Annotated in this window: 12 protein-coding genes and 2 pseudogenes; 10 read left to right on the plus strand and 4 right to left on the minus strand. The window is 33.4% G+C overall.

The features are described from left to right. Positions 1 to 10 precede the first annotated feature (10 nt). On the minus strand, positions 11 to 343 hold the full coding sequence (locus tag COC46_RS22890; protein WP_255294975.1) for a WGxxGxxG family protein: 333 nt from the start codon (positions 341 to 343) through the stop codon (positions 11 to 13). Between the two features lie 217 nt (positions 344 to 560). Here COC46_RS22890 and COC46_RS23160 point away from each other — a divergent pair. After that, positions 561 to 724 (plus strand): annotated as a pseudogene (locus COC46_RS23160) (IS3 family transposase); the annotation flags it as partial. A 207-nt stretch (positions 725 to 931) separates the two neighbouring features. On the opposite strand, the gene COC46_RS22395 reads toward COC46_RS23160, so the two are convergent. Next, positions 932 to 1,099: a hypothetical protein gene (locus COC46_RS22395; protein WP_176545227.1), complete on the minus strand. Its 168-nt coding sequence runs from the start codon at positions 1,097 to 1,099 to the stop codon at positions 932 to 934. A 307-nt stretch (positions 1,100 to 1,406) separates the two neighbouring features. Then, positions 1,407 to 1,511: pseudogene (locus COC46_RS22895) on the minus strand (DMT family transporter); the annotation flags it as partial. Positions 1,512 to 1,675: 164 nt separating this feature from the next. Between COC46_RS22895 and COC46_RS22400 the strand changes: the two are divergent. The 8 genes from COC46_RS22400 (at position 1,676) to COC46_RS19225 (ending at position 12,845) form a co-directional block, all read left to right on the plus strand. Beyond that, entirely contained in the window at positions 1,676 to 1,825 is a 150-nt protein-coding gene (locus COC46_RS22400) for a hypothetical protein (RefSeq protein WP_098811513.1), read from the plus strand. A gap of 397 nt (positions 1,826 to 2,222) precedes the next feature. Continuing rightward, on the plus strand, positions 2,223 to 6,323 hold the full coding sequence (locus COC46_RS23045; protein ID WP_098811514.1) for a S8 family serine peptidase: 4,101 nt from the start codon (positions 2,223 to 2,225) through the stop codon (positions 6,321 to 6,323). A gap of 457 nt (positions 6,324 to 6,780) precedes the next feature. Then, on the plus strand, positions 6,781 to 7,884 hold the full coding sequence (locus COC46_RS19200) for an amidohydrolase/deacetylase family metallohydrolase (protein WP_098811515.1): 1,104 nt from the start codon (positions 6,781 to 6,783) through the stop codon (positions 7,882 to 7,884). Beyond that, positions 7,862 to 8,971, plus strand: a complete 1,110-nt coding sequence (locus tag COC46_RS19205; RefSeq protein ID WP_098811516.1) for a DgaE family pyridoxal phosphate-dependent ammonia lyase — start codon at positions 7,862 to 7,864, stop codon at positions 8,969 to 8,971. The genes COC46_RS19200 and COC46_RS19205 overlap by 23 nt, the downstream gene beginning before the upstream one ends. Further along, complete coding sequence (dagF, locus tag COC46_RS19210) at positions 8,968 to 9,720, plus strand: 2-dehydro-3-deoxy-phosphogluconate aldolase (RefSeq protein ID WP_098811517.1); 753 nt, start codon at positions 8,968 to 8,970, stop codon at positions 9,718 to 9,720. The genes COC46_RS19205 and dagF overlap by 4 nt, the downstream gene beginning before the upstream one ends. Beyond that, positions 9,713 to 10,726, plus strand: a complete 1,014-nt coding sequence (locus tag COC46_RS19215) for a sugar kinase (RefSeq protein ID WP_098811518.1) — start codon at positions 9,713 to 9,715, stop codon at positions 10,724 to 10,726. Before dagF ends, COC46_RS19215 begins: the two co-directional genes overlap by 8 nt. An 18-nt stretch (positions 10,727 to 10,744) precedes the next feature. After that, a complete protein-coding gene (locus COC46_RS19220) occupies positions 10,745 to 11,467 on the plus strand; it encodes a GntR family transcriptional regulator (protein WP_098811519.1) in 723 nt (240 codons plus the stop codon). A gap of 52 nt (positions 11,468 to 11,519) precedes the next feature. Then, positions 11,520 to 12,845 (plus strand): GntT/GntP/DsdX family permease, encoded by a 1,326-nt coding sequence (locus COC46_RS19225; RefSeq protein ID WP_098811520.1) that lies wholly within the window; start codon positions 11,520 to 11,522, stop codon positions 12,843 to 12,845. A 358-nt stretch (positions 12,846 to 13,203) separates the two neighbouring features. Here the strand turns inward: COC46_RS19225 and COC46_RS19235 are convergent, their stop codons facing one another. Continuing rightward, complete coding sequence (locus COC46_RS19235) at positions 13,204 to 14,181, minus strand: ring-cleaving dioxygenase (protein WP_098811522.1); 978 nt, start codon at positions 14,179 to 14,181, stop codon at positions 13,204 to 13,206. Positions 14,182 to 14,322: 141 nt separating this feature from the next. Between COC46_RS19235 and COC46_RS19240 the strand changes: the two genes are divergently transcribed. Continuing rightward, positions 14,323 to 15,213: a DMT family transporter gene (locus COC46_RS19240; protein ID WP_098811523.1), complete on the plus strand. Its 891-nt coding sequence runs from the start codon at positions 14,323 to 14,325 to the stop codon at positions 15,211 to 15,213. Positions 15,214 to 15,251: the final 38 nt, after the last annotated feature.

Raw genomic sequence — 15,251 nt, forward strand, 5'->3', positions numbered from 1 at the left:
GCTAAAGTAATTATACTCTGTTTTCATGCGTTTTTCTTCTAAAACCTAGTAATCCAACTAGTCCTAGTAATCCAAGCCAACCCCAATTATTATCATTAACATCATCTGTAGTTGTAGTGTTAGTAACAGGTGTTGGGTTATATCGATTAGTCATATTACTTGGATTATAACGATTATTAGTCAAATTATCTTGATCGTATCGATCATTATTCATATCACCAATAGAATTGTATCGATTATTAGTATTAAATTCATCAGTATTGACGTTTGCAGCTAAAACATTATTAGTTAAAACTGATATCGATAAGAATAAAGAAAATAGTACTAAACAAAATCTTTTCATTTTAATTCACCACCCTTCTCTTTTAGAAAAAGTACTGATAAGTACTTGATTAGTTTTAGTAGTAATAACTAAAACTATCTTGGTAATTTTAACCACTATTTAAAATACTTTTTTAGTATAATTACTTTCTTTTGATAAATAATAGCATTGGTACCTGTACCTATTCGTTAAAGAAGAAAAGAATGAATTTATTAACGAAGGGAAGTAAGTCGTTCGTTCTAGGAAAGGTAACTTTTACGATAACGCTTGTATCAAGAGCTTCTTTTCTTATTTAAAAACGGAAAAGTTGTATTTGGTGAACCCGAAAACAAGGTGTAAGCAGCAAAGGCGATTCAGGAAAATATTTATTGTTATAACAATGATCGATTCCAAGAAAAATGAAACGACCTTTCCCCGATGGCATATCGAGAAAGGGTCGCAGCTTAATATACTCTTTTATTCATTGTCTACTTGATAGGGTTATGTGCAAAGGTGGGCCTTTTTTAAACATTTATCTCACTGCTTTTTATAATTCTCCATAAGTGATTGGCTTTGCTATTTTTTAAAAAGAATTTAATCTTAGTGTTTTTTGTTTTGGATAATGTTTATTTAAATCTCTATTCTCGGCTTGTTTGCTGCTCCTATTGCATTCCCCACTAAAAACTCTGCAAATTTCCCTCTTAATGAGTTTGTTTGTACATTTGGAAATGCCCATTTCCAAAAGTCTAATATTGTATTGTTTGTCCCAATAATCGGGGTATTTTTTGGATTCTTCATGGTGTTTGCTGCTCTTAATGTAAACGTATAGTATCTATTAACCTTTCCAGTTTTAGAGGAGTCTATTTAGCGGGTGGCATATAAAGAAGAATTAGAAATCAAGCTAAATACAGACAATTACTACAAAATATAGAATATAAATTAGATAAATTAATTGAAGATTTCGAAAAAAATATACCTAAGCTAATACAACTAAATGATGCTTTAGTTGAAGAAAACGAGTTGTCAGAAGCTCGTTTTTTTGTTGGGATTAATGGCAAAATAGTTAAAATATAAATCACATTGAAATTGATAATTAAAATTATGTTAAAATAGATTCTGAAATCAATATAGCTACAAATGGATCAACATAGCTTAGCAATACAATCTGATGACCTGTTAAGTTTTGCATACCCAAGAAAAAGAAATAGTATGAATACCATTTGGCAATGAATTATTTTACTACGTTAATGTTTTTACTGATATATGCAAGGTTAGCAGTATACTAATAAAGTAATAGGATTAATTCAGTAAAATAAGGTATATTATATTTGGTGAATAGATGCTCTTTAAAGAGAAGAAAAGTAGGTGAACATAGTGGGAAAATATCAATTGGATACTAAAGGTCAAATGGCTGTGACAAAGTTTCATGAAAAACAGACGCCTGCCAAATTTGATAAAAAGCAGCAACTTGAAAAAATGCGTGCGGAGTATTTGAAAAAGAAGCAAAAACAAACAGATAAATAAGTTGAATGAAAACATAGGAAGACTAAAAACTCCCTATGTTTTTCTTATTTGAAGTTCTTTTTTTATTTGAAGATAAAAACAACATCGGTTTAAAATTATGGTCATTTTCTTACTATTTGGATAAATTATAGGTTTAGAATATAATATTCCCCCAAATGACTTTATGGAAATTTTACATAAAACTACAAGATTCTATATAAAATACCTTTTTTTTACTTTGTTTTACTAAATACGACATTGGTTTTATTTTTTTTGTAAATTAGTATGTGGTAAAATCCCCCAATACTTTTCAAGAAAAATATGGCTATAATTTAAATTAAGTGATTTTTCTGAAAAAAACACTTATTTTTGTCTTATTTTGCAATTATTAATTTTAGAAGAAAGTAGGGGGTATTTAATGAAGGGGTTAAGTAGTAAAATTTTTCAAACCACATCTGTAATTGCTTTAGCTAGTAGTACAATTTTGGGATCTACCTTGGTTACAAAAAAGCCAGCATATGCGATTTCAAATGAAGCAGAAATTATTCTTCAATCTCTTACAGCTGAGCAACGAGAGGCATTACATCAATTAGATCTAGCTGATTCAAAAACTGGTTTACGCTTATCCGATGACATCGATTTAACTAGTGAAAAAGATGTTTCGGTAATTGTTGAATTTAAAGAACATCCAGCGAAAGTAGCTCAATTAGAGAAAGCTACAGAAGGGGAATCAATTTCATTAGAGAAGGCGAAAGAAAATGTAACTAAGTCACACACTAAGTTTAAGCAGGAATTACAAGAAAAATTAGGAAAAAAAGAGAAATCTGGTAAAGAAGGATTTCGAATTAAATATACATATCAAAATGCGTTTAACGGTGTTTCTATGACTCTTCCTGCAAATCAAGTTAAGGACTTGTTGGAATTGGATACTGTTAAAGCTGTTTATAGTGATACAATAATCCAAATTCAACCACCTGTTGATAAAGCAGAAGTAAAGGAACAAACTAAGGTTGATAGTTTACCTTTTTTAAAGATTGATAAGTTACATGATGAAGGATTTACAGGGAAAAATATAAAAATCGGTGTAATTGACACTGGTATTGATTATAACCATCCTGATTTAAAGGATGCATACAAAGGTGGTTATGATTTTGTAGATAATGACAACGATCCAATGGAAACTACATACGATCAATGGAAAGTTTCAAAAAAAGCTGAATTTGTTAATGGAAATGCTTATTATACGAAGCACGGGACGCATGTTTCAGGAACGATTGCCGGTCAAGCGAAGAACAGTTCTGATTATAAAGTCAAGGGAGTAGCACCAGATTCAGACTTGTATGTATACCGCGTTTTAGGTCCATATGGTTCTGGTTCGAATTCAGCTGTAATCGCAGGTATTGATCGTTCTGTTGCTGATGGAATGAATGTTATTAATCTATCATTAGGTTCGACAATAAATGATCCATTAGAAGCAACGAGTCTAGCAATAGATAATGCAGTATTAAATGGTGTTACAGCTGTGGTTGCAGCAGGAAATTCTGGAGAGAGTATGTCCACATTAGGTTCACCAGGTGCAGCAGCACTTGCATTAACAGTTGGGGCGAGTTCTGTTTCAACGAAAGTTACTACATTTGGCAGCAAATTTTTAGTAAACGGTAAAGAAACTGAAAGCAAGTTACAATTAATGACGAAAAAATGGACAGATGATTTTACGAATATGTCTGGAAAAACATTTGATATTGTTAATGTTGGAGAGGGTGGAGCAACAGATTACGCAGGAAAAAATGTTCAAGGTAAGATAGCATTTGTTGCACGAGGTACGTATGCGCTTGTAGATAAAATGAACTATGCAAAACAATACGGTGCTGCTGGTGTAATTATATACAATAATAATGCGGATGAAGGACAAATTCCATATTATTTGGGAGAAAGCAATGATAATATACCAGTATTTTCAATGACAAATAAAGACGGATTGGCGTTAAATGAATTATTTATCAGTGGAACAACTTCAGTTACCCTAGGTACTATTGGAGAGGCAGTAATACCAGGTGATAATCTTGCTAGCTTTAGCTCTAGAGGTCCTTCAGGAACACTATATGATATTAAACCTGAAGTTACAGCACCGGGGGTAGATATTATATCGACGGTTCCTTCCTATATCAATAACAAAAATGATATAACAGATTATTCATCTTCGTATTTGAGAATGTCTGGAACATCGATGGCAACACCACATGTCACTGGTATTGCTGCCTTACTATTGCAAGCACATCCAGACTATACTCCAGCAGATATTAAGACGGTATTAATGAATACAGCAGATCCCTTAAGAAGTGATTATAGTGTATTTGAGGTTGGGGCTGGGAGAGTTGACCCCTATGAAGCTATTTTTTCAAGACTTGAATTAGTAGTTCAAGATAAAACGCCATTTATTAAAAATAATGAAAAAATAATGATTGAAGAGCAAACTGGTGGACTTAGCTATGGGTTTATTCCATTAAATAAAAATGATCTTACAAAAAAAACGAAAATTTCAATAAAAAATCACTCTTATAAAACGGAAAAGTATTCTATTTCAGTCGAATATAATGTTGGAACTCGAGGGTCTTTAGATGCAATAGCGAATGGGGTTAGCGTAACCGTACCAAAAAACATTAAAATCGAAGCGGATAGCCAGGAATTGATTACAGCAAAACTAAACATTCCTTCAACTGCGAATAAAGGGACATATGAAGGATATATTCATGTAGTCAATGAGAAGGATCCAGATGACAATTATCAAATTCCGTTTGGCTTCCGTCTAGTAAAAGAAGGATTTGAATATTTCAAAGTTCATTCACCAAGCATCTCTACAAATCGAGCAAATGCACCTTATAGTGTAAAGGCGTCGGATTTAGATTTTAAAATTAATTCACCTATGCAAACAATGGATTTTATTTTAGTAGATTCAAAAACAAATAAGGAAATGGGAATTATCGGAACTGCAAATATTTCAAGTGCAGGAATAGATAAGGATTATTACCTTCAAAAAGCATTTGCAGGAAGATATTTTCCATTTACAGGAAATTCTAAGAAACCGATAGGAGCTACATCAATTTTAGCAACGGATGGTTTGTATAAAATAAAAGTAATTGGCACAACCATCGACGGTAAACAGTTTATTACAACGAATCAAGTATATATAGACAATAACCGTCCAGACTTTAAACTGGATGACACGAATGCTCTACCTAAAGGAGAACTACCATTTGTAGAATTAGCACCTGGCCAAAAAACAGTTACTTTATCTGGAAGTATAATAGATAATGAAGCTATTGAAATGGAAGCCAATGGAATGAATGTAACACAAGCCAATAATAATGCATGGTATGGTCCTAACTCTCCGGCGATTGGTATTACTGCTGATTCTAATGGTAAGTTTAAGAAAGAAGTCTCTGTGGAATCTTCAAATCCAGTCCATATGCTACAATATGTAGCGTCGGATAGAGCAGGAAACTCAACGATGGCTAAAGTCGTTTACTATATAAAGCCAGGAACGCAATATATTTATGCAAAACCAAATAAAGATTCTTTTACAATGGGTGATCAATTAACCTATACGTTCTATGCACATGGCTTGCAACAAGCAAAGGATTTAACAATCAAGTTTGACTACAATTCAAGATATTTTAAATCTGTTGTATTTAATAAAAATGTATCTTTATCCGAAGATACACAGTTTACAGCGACTTCAACAGGAACTACAAGTAAATCAAATACGATTAATTTAAAAACATCTGGAGAAGGTTTAAGCGGCGATCTGCCTTTATTTGATATGCAAGTAGATACGAACGCTAATGAATTTGTTAATGTTAATTCTATATTTTTCATAATCACTTCTTCTAATTACAAAGATAGTAGTGGAAAAACAGTAAGTCCGTATACTCAAGTTGGATTATTACCTAGTTATCCCGCTTATTCAACGGCAACAGCAAAGCTAAATGCAGAAGGATTATTAAATTCAAATGGGAGTTTTAATTTTGCCATTGACTACACGACAATTGATGCAGAAGTCACAGCGAAAGACGCTAAAGGTAAATTATATTATGGTGAAATTCAAAAGAATGGCAACGTCGTATTTAGTAAACTGCCAATTACAGAACAATTATATACCGTTATCATTGATGTTCCTGGTCATTTTACAACATATACGCCTATGGAAATTGGACGAAAAGATCGAGAAATTAATATAGGTGAAAATATTTCTTATCCTACAGTAAGAGAAATAGCAGGAGATATTAATAAAGACAATGTCGTTGATCTAATGGACGCATTATATCTTCAAACATATTGGGGAATAAATAAACGAAGTGCTGATATCAATTTTGATAAAGTAGTAGATGCAAAGGACTTTGCATTGTTTGAAAAAAATTATTTAATGCAAAATCAATATGTTGAAAATGCCTCAAAACCGATTCAAAAATTTAAAGGGAAAACGATTGAAGACATTAAAAATGAGTTGGGAATTAAATAAATAGAGTGTTTATAAAGAATTTAGTTTGTAGACAAATTGGAGTTTTCTCCATGTCTACAAGCTTTTTTTGTTTCCTTTTTTTATCAATTAAATTTACCTCACTGTTTAAATTTAGACATATTTCTAATTCCTTTTATAATAACAATCCTTATTCAACTAATTCGGTCAATAAATTACAGATCTAAATCAACAATCTACTTAAATAACCTATTAATAAAAAAAACTTAAATCTAAAGGCAAGATATGAAAAATCGGGACTTTAATTGACTTTGTTCAGTATAAGAGAAATAGGAAATGGAGCAAAATTAAAAGAAACGGAATAAAAAAAAATTAAACATTATAACGTTATATTGACTAATGTTAAATTAGATGTTATTCTACATTGGAATAATAAACAAGATAGTTGTAAACGAATACATTTATCAATTAATTCGTTTACTTAAAAAGGATGAGGGAAATGACGAATCATTTCATACTGCAGAATGTAAAAATGCTAAATGGAAGTTCTGTAGATATCGTAGTGGAAAATAAAAAAATTATGGATATTGTAGCTGCTGGAACTTGTAATGGTGAAAAAATAGTAGATTACAAGAACAAGGTATTTGTTTCCAGCGGTTGGATTGATATGCATGTCCATGCATTTGCTGATTTTGAGCCATATGGAGATGATGTGGACGAGATTGGCTATAAAACAGGGGTAACAACAATTGTTGATGCTGGCAGCACCGGTGCTGATCATATGTCAAAATTGGTGAATAGCTGTAAAAAGTCAAAAACAAATGTATTCGCTTTTTTAAATATTTCGCGAATTGGTTTAAAACGAATTGACGAGTTATCTGATTTATCTTGGTTAGATGAAGATGAACTTAAAAAGACAATTATTGAACATAAAGATTTTATCGTCGGACTGAAGGCAAGGATCAGCAAAAGTGTAGTAGGTTCAAATGGAGTTGAACCATTAAAATTAGCTCGGAAGTTCTCGAATGAAACGGATTTACCGCTCATGGTTCATATCGGTTCAGGTCCACCGGATATTAATGATGTTCTAGACTTACTAGAAAATAAGGATATTATTACGCACTACTTAAATGGAAAGGCTAATAATTTGTTTGATGAAAATGGTAAACCTCTACCTAAGTTTTTGGAGGCAATCAAACGAGGTGTTCATTTAGATGTTGGGCACGGGAATGCAAGTTTTTCCTTTAAAACAGCGTTACAAGCTAAAGAGCAGGGTATTAAATTCGATACGATTAGTACAGATATTTATCGGAAAAATCGATTAAATGGACCAGTTTACAGTATGTCACATGTCTTATCGAAATTTTTATACCTAGGTTATTCACTAGAAGAGATTATTGATGCGGTTACAGTTAATGCTGCAAAGTGGCTAAATAAACCAGAGCTTGGAAGAATTTCAGTAGGAGATCTTGCAAACCTTACACTATTTACTGTTGAGGATGGAGTAACATCATTACTAGATTCTGAAGGAGAAGAGCGTAAAGCTGAACAAAAAATCGTAGTAAAAGGAGTGGTTATTAATGGAGAACACGTTGAATGCTAAATATGGTTTGAAAAGGGTTATAAATGCAAGTGGTAGGATGAGTATTTTAGGTGTTTCCGCTCCTACGGACACTGTCATGGAAGCTATGAAAATTGGTGGACAAAATTACGTTGAAATTTCAGATTTAGTTGATAAAGCTGGAAATCATATTGCAGGTCTACTTCGCTCAGAGGCAGCAGTAGTTGTTAACTCGGCTTCAAGTGGGATTGCTCTTTCAGTCGCAGCAATTGTTACTGAAGGAAACAGACGTAAAAGCGAAAGATTACACCAAGAATCAATTCAAAAAAATGAAATCGTAATGTTAAAAGGACATAACGTACAGTATGGTGCTCCAGTAGAGACGATGGTTTTCCTTGGTGGAGGTAAATTAGTAGAAGTAGGATATGCAAATGAAGGGAAAGTAGAGCACATTGCAGATGCTATAAATGAAAATACAGCTGCAATTTTATATGTGAAATCTCATCATGCTGTTCAAAAAAATATGATTTCTGTTGAAGAGGCATGGGAAGTAGCTCAAGCAAATAATGTTCCATTAATTGTAGATGCAGCCGCTGAAGAGGATTTACAAAAATATGTTAAAGTTTCCGATTTAGCAATATATAGTGGTTCGAAAGCAATTGAAGGACCTACATCAGGTATTGTTGCAGGTAAACAAAAATATATCGAATGGTTAAAAGTTCAATTACATTGTATCGGGAGAAGTATGAAGGTCGGAAAAGAAACGACTTTTGGACTATTACAGGCTTTGGATGAGTATTTTGTCAAAACAGACAATAGTGAAAACGAAAAAGCTAGTTTACAAGTTTTAAAATCATTAGAATCAATTGATGGAGTTAAAGTAGTGATTGTACAAGATGAAGCTGGTCGCGCAATTTTTAGAGCCCGAATTCATATCGATCCTGTCTTAACGAAAACTACAGCGAAAGAAGTCAATGATAAGCTTAAGAATGGAAATATAGCGATTTACACACGTGATTATGGAGTTCGTCAAGGGTTTTTCGATATTGATCCACGCCCATTACAATCAGATGATATTTATGTAATCGAAGCAAGGTTAAGAGCAATTTTAGGAGGAAGAGAACAATGACAAATATTGAAAAACGTTTTTATAACAACCGAGTAGCATTAAATGTATTAGCAAATAGTATTGAAAATGCAGTTGAAGTTTTCGAAGCTGCAGAAGGTCATGTATTAGTTGGGGTTCTTTCAAAGGATTATCCAACTGTAGAGGCTGCTGTTACAGCAATGAAGGAATACGGTGCTGCAATCGATGAGGCTGTATCGATTGGTCTAGGTGCAGGTGATAACAGACAAGCTGCAGTTGTAGCTGAAATTGCAAAATACTACCCAGGTAGCCATATCAACCAAGTATTTCCAGCGGTTGGTGCAACACGCGCTAATTTAGGAGAGAAAGATAGCTGGATAAATTCCCTAGTATCACCGACTGGAAAAGTTGGTTACGTAAATATTTCTACTGGTCCTGTAAGTGCTGCAAGCGAAACAGCAATTGTTCCAATCAAATCTGCCATTGCATTAATTCGTGACATGGGAGGAAATGCAATAAAATACTTCCCGATGAAAGGGTTAAAGCATGTGGACGAGTACCGTGCTGTAGCTAAAGCTTGTGGTGAAGAAGGGTTTGCGCTTGAGCCTACAGGTGGCATTGATTTAGAGAATTTTGAAGAAATTTTAGAAATTGCTTTGGAAGAAAAAGTATCTAAAATTATTCCACACGTCTATTCATCAATTATTAATGCAGAAACTGGAAAAACTAATCCTGAGGATGTAAGAAAATTATTAGCAATGACTAAAAATCTGGTTGAAAAATATGCGTAAACAGATTGTTGCTTTCGGAGAAGTAATGATGCGATTGCAGGTGCCAGGGTATGAACTACTGGCACAGGCAAACACATTACAATATTCTTTCTCAGGAACAGGTGTAAATGTAGCTTCGGCGATGACTAAGTTAGGTCATGATGGCTTACTAGTAACAAAATTGCCTGACAATCCATTAGGAGATGCGGCGATTGCCTTCTTACAACGATTAGGAATAAACCGAAATTATATTACTAGAGGCGGAAAATATCTTGGACTGTACTTCTTAGAAAATGGTTTTGGACAACGCTCAAGTCGTGTGACCTATACAAATCGGTTAGAAAGTAGCTTTAATACAGCGTCACAAACCGATTATGATCTTGATCAAATTGCCAATCAAGCAGATGTTATCCATTTTTGCGGAATTACATTAGCAATGACAGATGATGTCAGAAAAACTATGAAATTTCTTGCGAAAAAAGTAAAAGAAACAGGTGGATTAGTTTGTTTTGATTGTAATTACCGACCTTCCTTATGGGGAGGAGGATACAGTAAAGCTAAACCTCATTATGAAGATATGCTCGCATTAGCTGATATTGTCATGATGAATGAAAAAGATGCGATGTATGTTCTAGGGATGGAGACGGAGGAAACTTCTAGAGAATCTCAGCTAAAAGATCTTATTCCTAAAGTTGCCAAAAGATTTGACATCCAAACTATAGCCGGAACGCATCGAGCAATTAACAGTGACAATACTCATTCATTAAAGGGATATATTTACACGAATGAGGAGTTTTATTTCTCTGAAAATATTTCGTTTTCCGTATACGATCGAATAGGTGCTGGAGATGCTTATACAAGTGGTATTCTACACGGTGTATTGGCTGAGTTTTCACCTAAAGAAACCGTTAGCTTTGCTCAAGCAGCAGGAATGTTAGCGTGTACAATCGTAGGGGATACACCAATGTCAACAGAAGATGAGATTTTATCGGCAATGGCTGGTACACTTGATGATATTAAGCGTTAAAAAAGGAGAGGTATGGGAATGAATGTGAATCGTAAAAAAGGACCGTTATACTTACAAATTAAAGAAATGATAAAGGATCGAATTTTACATGGAGTTTATCCAATTCACGAAAACATTCCCTCTGAACCTCAATTAGAAGAAGAGTTTAGTGTAAGTAAAATTACGATTAGAAATGCCATTAAAGAACTTGTGCAAGAAGGATATTTAGAAAAGAAAAGTGGAAAAGGAACGAAGGTTATTGCAAATGTTACGAGTGCAAAACTTTCAAAAGGGAAACGTTTTACAGAAATATTGGTAGAAGAAGGGCACCATATTACTAAAAAAGTGCTGAGTATAAAAAAGCCTGAAATGGAGACAGACTTTACACCTTATGCATTATTTGGTGATAAATATGTACAAATTGAACGAATTTATTTACTGGATAATGAACCTTATATTCACTTTACACACTATATATCATTAGAAATAACTGAAGAAGAAATAGAAGAAATTCAGATCAGTTCGTTATATCGTTTTTTAGAAGAAAATAATATCCGACTTGAATCTTTCCGAGATGAGTTTGCGGTAGCAGTTGCTCCAAATCATGTTTGTGAAATATTAAATTTAGAAAAAGGCACAACTACACTAAAACGAATTCGTCGTTCTAGTGATGAAGATGGAAATGTATTAGAGTATAGCGAAGGTTTTTATAATACTGCTAAACAAAATTACATTGTAACTTACAATGATACAACACAGTAATTTATCTTCTTTGTACAAAATGTAAGCGATTACTAAGGGAGAGTGTGAAATAATGGATTTATATTTGATTGGAATCACATTAGTAGCGATCGTTATCGTTATTTTAGGTGTATCGTGGTGGAAATGGCATGCATTTATTAGTTTATCAGTAGCAGGTCTTTTTCTAGCTGTCTTTTCTGGCGTTTCAATGGATAAAATTGTAATTGCTTATGAAACAGGAGTTGGAGCCGTTCTCGGACATCTTGTTGGGATTTTAGCATTAGGTACAATTTTAGGGAAAATGATGTCTGATTCTGGAGCTGGTATGCAAGTTGCTGATTTCTTTATCAAAAAATTTGGCGTGAAAAACCTACCATGGGCAATGTTGCTTTCAGGATTTATTATTGGAATTCCAGTGTTTTTTGAGGTAGGTCTAGTAATCTTACTACCTCTTGTTATATCAATTCGTAAATCTACTAATTCAAATATATTATTAATTGGTATTCCAGTACTTGCCGGTTTATCAATTGTACATGGTTTAGTTCCGCCACATCCTGGTGCAATGACAGCGATTGGTATTTATAACGCAGACTTAGGACGAGTCCTACTTTATTCATTAATCATTGCTTTTCCAACTGCAGTCATTGCAGGACCGATTTTCTCAAAGTGGATTCACAAACGCGTAACACCTGTTGGTGAACCAGAATTAATAAGAGTTGAAACAAAATCAAATGCTTTACCAAGTACAGGCGTATCATTTTTCATCATTTTACTTCCTGTTTTACTAATGATATTAACGGTTATTACACCATATCTATCTTTACCAAGTGCGATTGCTAAATTCCTAATTTTAATTGGTAGCCCTGTAATTGCTCTATTAATCTCTTGTTTTGCAGCGTACTATTTATTAGGGTACCGTCAAGGAATGGACAAAACTTTAATCAAAAAATTAACCGATGAATGTTTAACACCTTTAGCATCAATTATTCTAATCATTGGTGCTGGTGGAGCATTTAAGCAAATTCTAATTGAAAGCGGCGTAGGTACTGCCATTGCAACAATGGCTGAGCAAATGTCATTATCACCAATCGTCCTTGCATTTTTAGTAGCAGGGTTAATAAGAATTGCTACTGGTTCAGCGACAGTTGCGTTAACTACTGCAGCAGGAATTGTCTCACCAGTAGTGGCAAATATGACAGGCGTTAACTTAGAATTACTAGTAATTGCGACAGGAGCAGGTTCATTAATGTTCTCACACGTAAATGACGCAGGTTTCTGGTTAGTAAAAGAATACTTAGGTTTAACTGTAAAAGAAACATTCAAAACATGGACAGTGATGGAAACGCTTCTTTCGTTTGTAGCGTTCGGACTAACATTAGTTTTAGATATCTTTATTTAATGAAAGGGGAAGTCTCGTTGTGGGACTTCCTTTTTTCGTCGCAGAATTAAAAGTATACGAACACAATATGTACATTAATCATAGTGTTGTGAACTTTGTTCATAAAGTATGGGAGTTTGTTCATAAAGCACTGGGAATTGTTCATAAAGCACGGGAATATGTTCATAAACCACGGGAGTTCGTTCATAAAGCTTGGGAGATCGGTCATAAAGCACAGGAGATTGTTCATAAACACGGAAATTTGTTCATAAAGCAGAGAACTTTGATCATAAAGTACAGGATTTTGTTAAAAACGAAAACTCACTACAAAGATAACTAGTGAGTTTTCTAATTGATCATATTGAGTTGTTATCTATTCTTATAAATTATTATCTAAGTCTAAAGGACGTAAGCTTGCTTCGATTTCAGCTCGTTTAGGTTCTAGAAATGGAGGCAATGCTAGACGTTCTCCTAAAGTATCAACATGCTCATCGACATCAAATCCTGGTGTATCAGTGGATAATTCGAATAAAATATGATTTGGTTCTCTAAAATAGAGTGCTTTAAAATAGTAGCGTTCTACTTTCCCTGAATTAGTAATGCCAAGGGAGTTAATTTTGTCGGCCCATTGATTATATTCATCAATAGTCGGTACTCGAAAAGCGACATGATGTACACTACCTCTACCAGGTCTAGCTCTTGGTAAGTCTGGTCTTACTTCTATGTGAACTTCTGCACCAGAACCACCTAATCCAGTTTCATAAACTTCTATATTTGCAAAATCTCCTTCCGTCGAAGGATATGTTCCTTTCAGTCTAAATCCTAAAACTTCTGTTAAAGTTTTGCTCGTTAATAACGAATCTTTTACTGTTAAAGTTACTGGACCTAAGCCAAGAATTCCATGTTCAGTTGGGATATCTGATTGATTCCAAGGAGTACCTGGAGCAACTCCATTTTCACTATTATCAGCGACTAAAATTAATCTTGTCCCTTCAAAATCTTGAAATGCAAGTGTATCTCGATTTGCTCTTTTAATAATTTCATCATGTGAGATGTTAAGTTTTATAAAGCGATCCTTCCAATATTGTAATGAATCAGTCGAAGCTACTCTTAATGAAGTTGAAGAGATCATAGAGTGACCAGGATATGTATGTCCTAGATTAGGGATATCAAAAAAGGTTATTTCAGTACCAGGATTTGCTTTTGCATCACCATAAAATAAATGGTAACTAGAAGTATTATCTTGATTTACAGTTTTTTTAACAAGTCTCATCCCTAATACCTTTGTGTAAAACTCGTAATTTTTTTCAGGCATTGTAGTAAGTAGTGAAACATGATGAATTCCCAATAATTCCACTTTAATCACTTCCTTTTATATAGAGCTATTAATATTTATGAACATTTGTAATTGGGTAGAGATTGAAATAGCGATTTATGTTAAACTGTTATCTAATAATTATAATATTCCAATAAATAAAATAGAAAGGGGAATATTGATTTGTACTTAGGTTATCTTTTCATTTTAATATCTGCAACAGCGTTCGGATTAATGCCTATTTTTGCACTTTATGCTTATGATCAAAATGTAAGTGTGAATACATTATTATTTTTAAGATTTACATTTGCAACAATTATGTTTTTTAGTTACTTAGTTTTTAGTAAAAAATTAGTTGCGATTACTAAAAAACAGTTGTTATTGTTTGTCCTGCTAGGTGGGGTTCTTTATATGCTTCAATCAAGTTTTTACTTTAGTTCAGTAAAATACATACCAGCCTCGTTAGCGGCGTTAATATTATATTTATATCCAGTTTTTGTTGCAATGCTGTCATTTTTTATAAACAAGGAACAATTAACTAAAAATATAATTATATCAATTTTACTTTCGTTAGTCGGAATTGTACTTGTGTTAGGAGCTCCAGCAGAAAATATGAATCTATTTGGAATCATATTAGCATTAGCTGCAGCAATCGTTTATTCAATCTATATAATTGTTGGTGGAAGGGTCTCTATTGAAGTGCCTCCTCTAGTAACAAGTGCATATATATCTTTATTCGCTTCAATTTCATTTTTGTTAGTCGGAGTTTCGACAAGTACGATTCACATTCATTTTAATTTGACAGGCTGGGTTTCTATTTTCGGTATTTCAATTATTTCAAGTGTAATATCGATGGGTACATTCTTTGCAGGTGTAAAACTTATTGGACCTACAAAAGGAGCAGTATTAAGTATGGTTGAGCCTGTTGTAACAATTACATTCTCAACGATACTATTTCACGAAAATATGAGTTTTCTTCAAATCATAGGTGGTACCGTTGTATTAGGTGGAGCACTTTTAGTTGTTTTAACTAGTGAGAAGAGAAAAATCGCCCAGAATAAAATGGATTTTTAATGGTTATATGATACTATTTAGTAAGAATATTAGTAATA

This window comes from Bacillus sp. AFS041924 (assembly GCF_002577195.1).
GTDB lineage: Bacteria > Bacillota > Bacilli > Bacillales > Bacillaceae_G > Gottfriedia.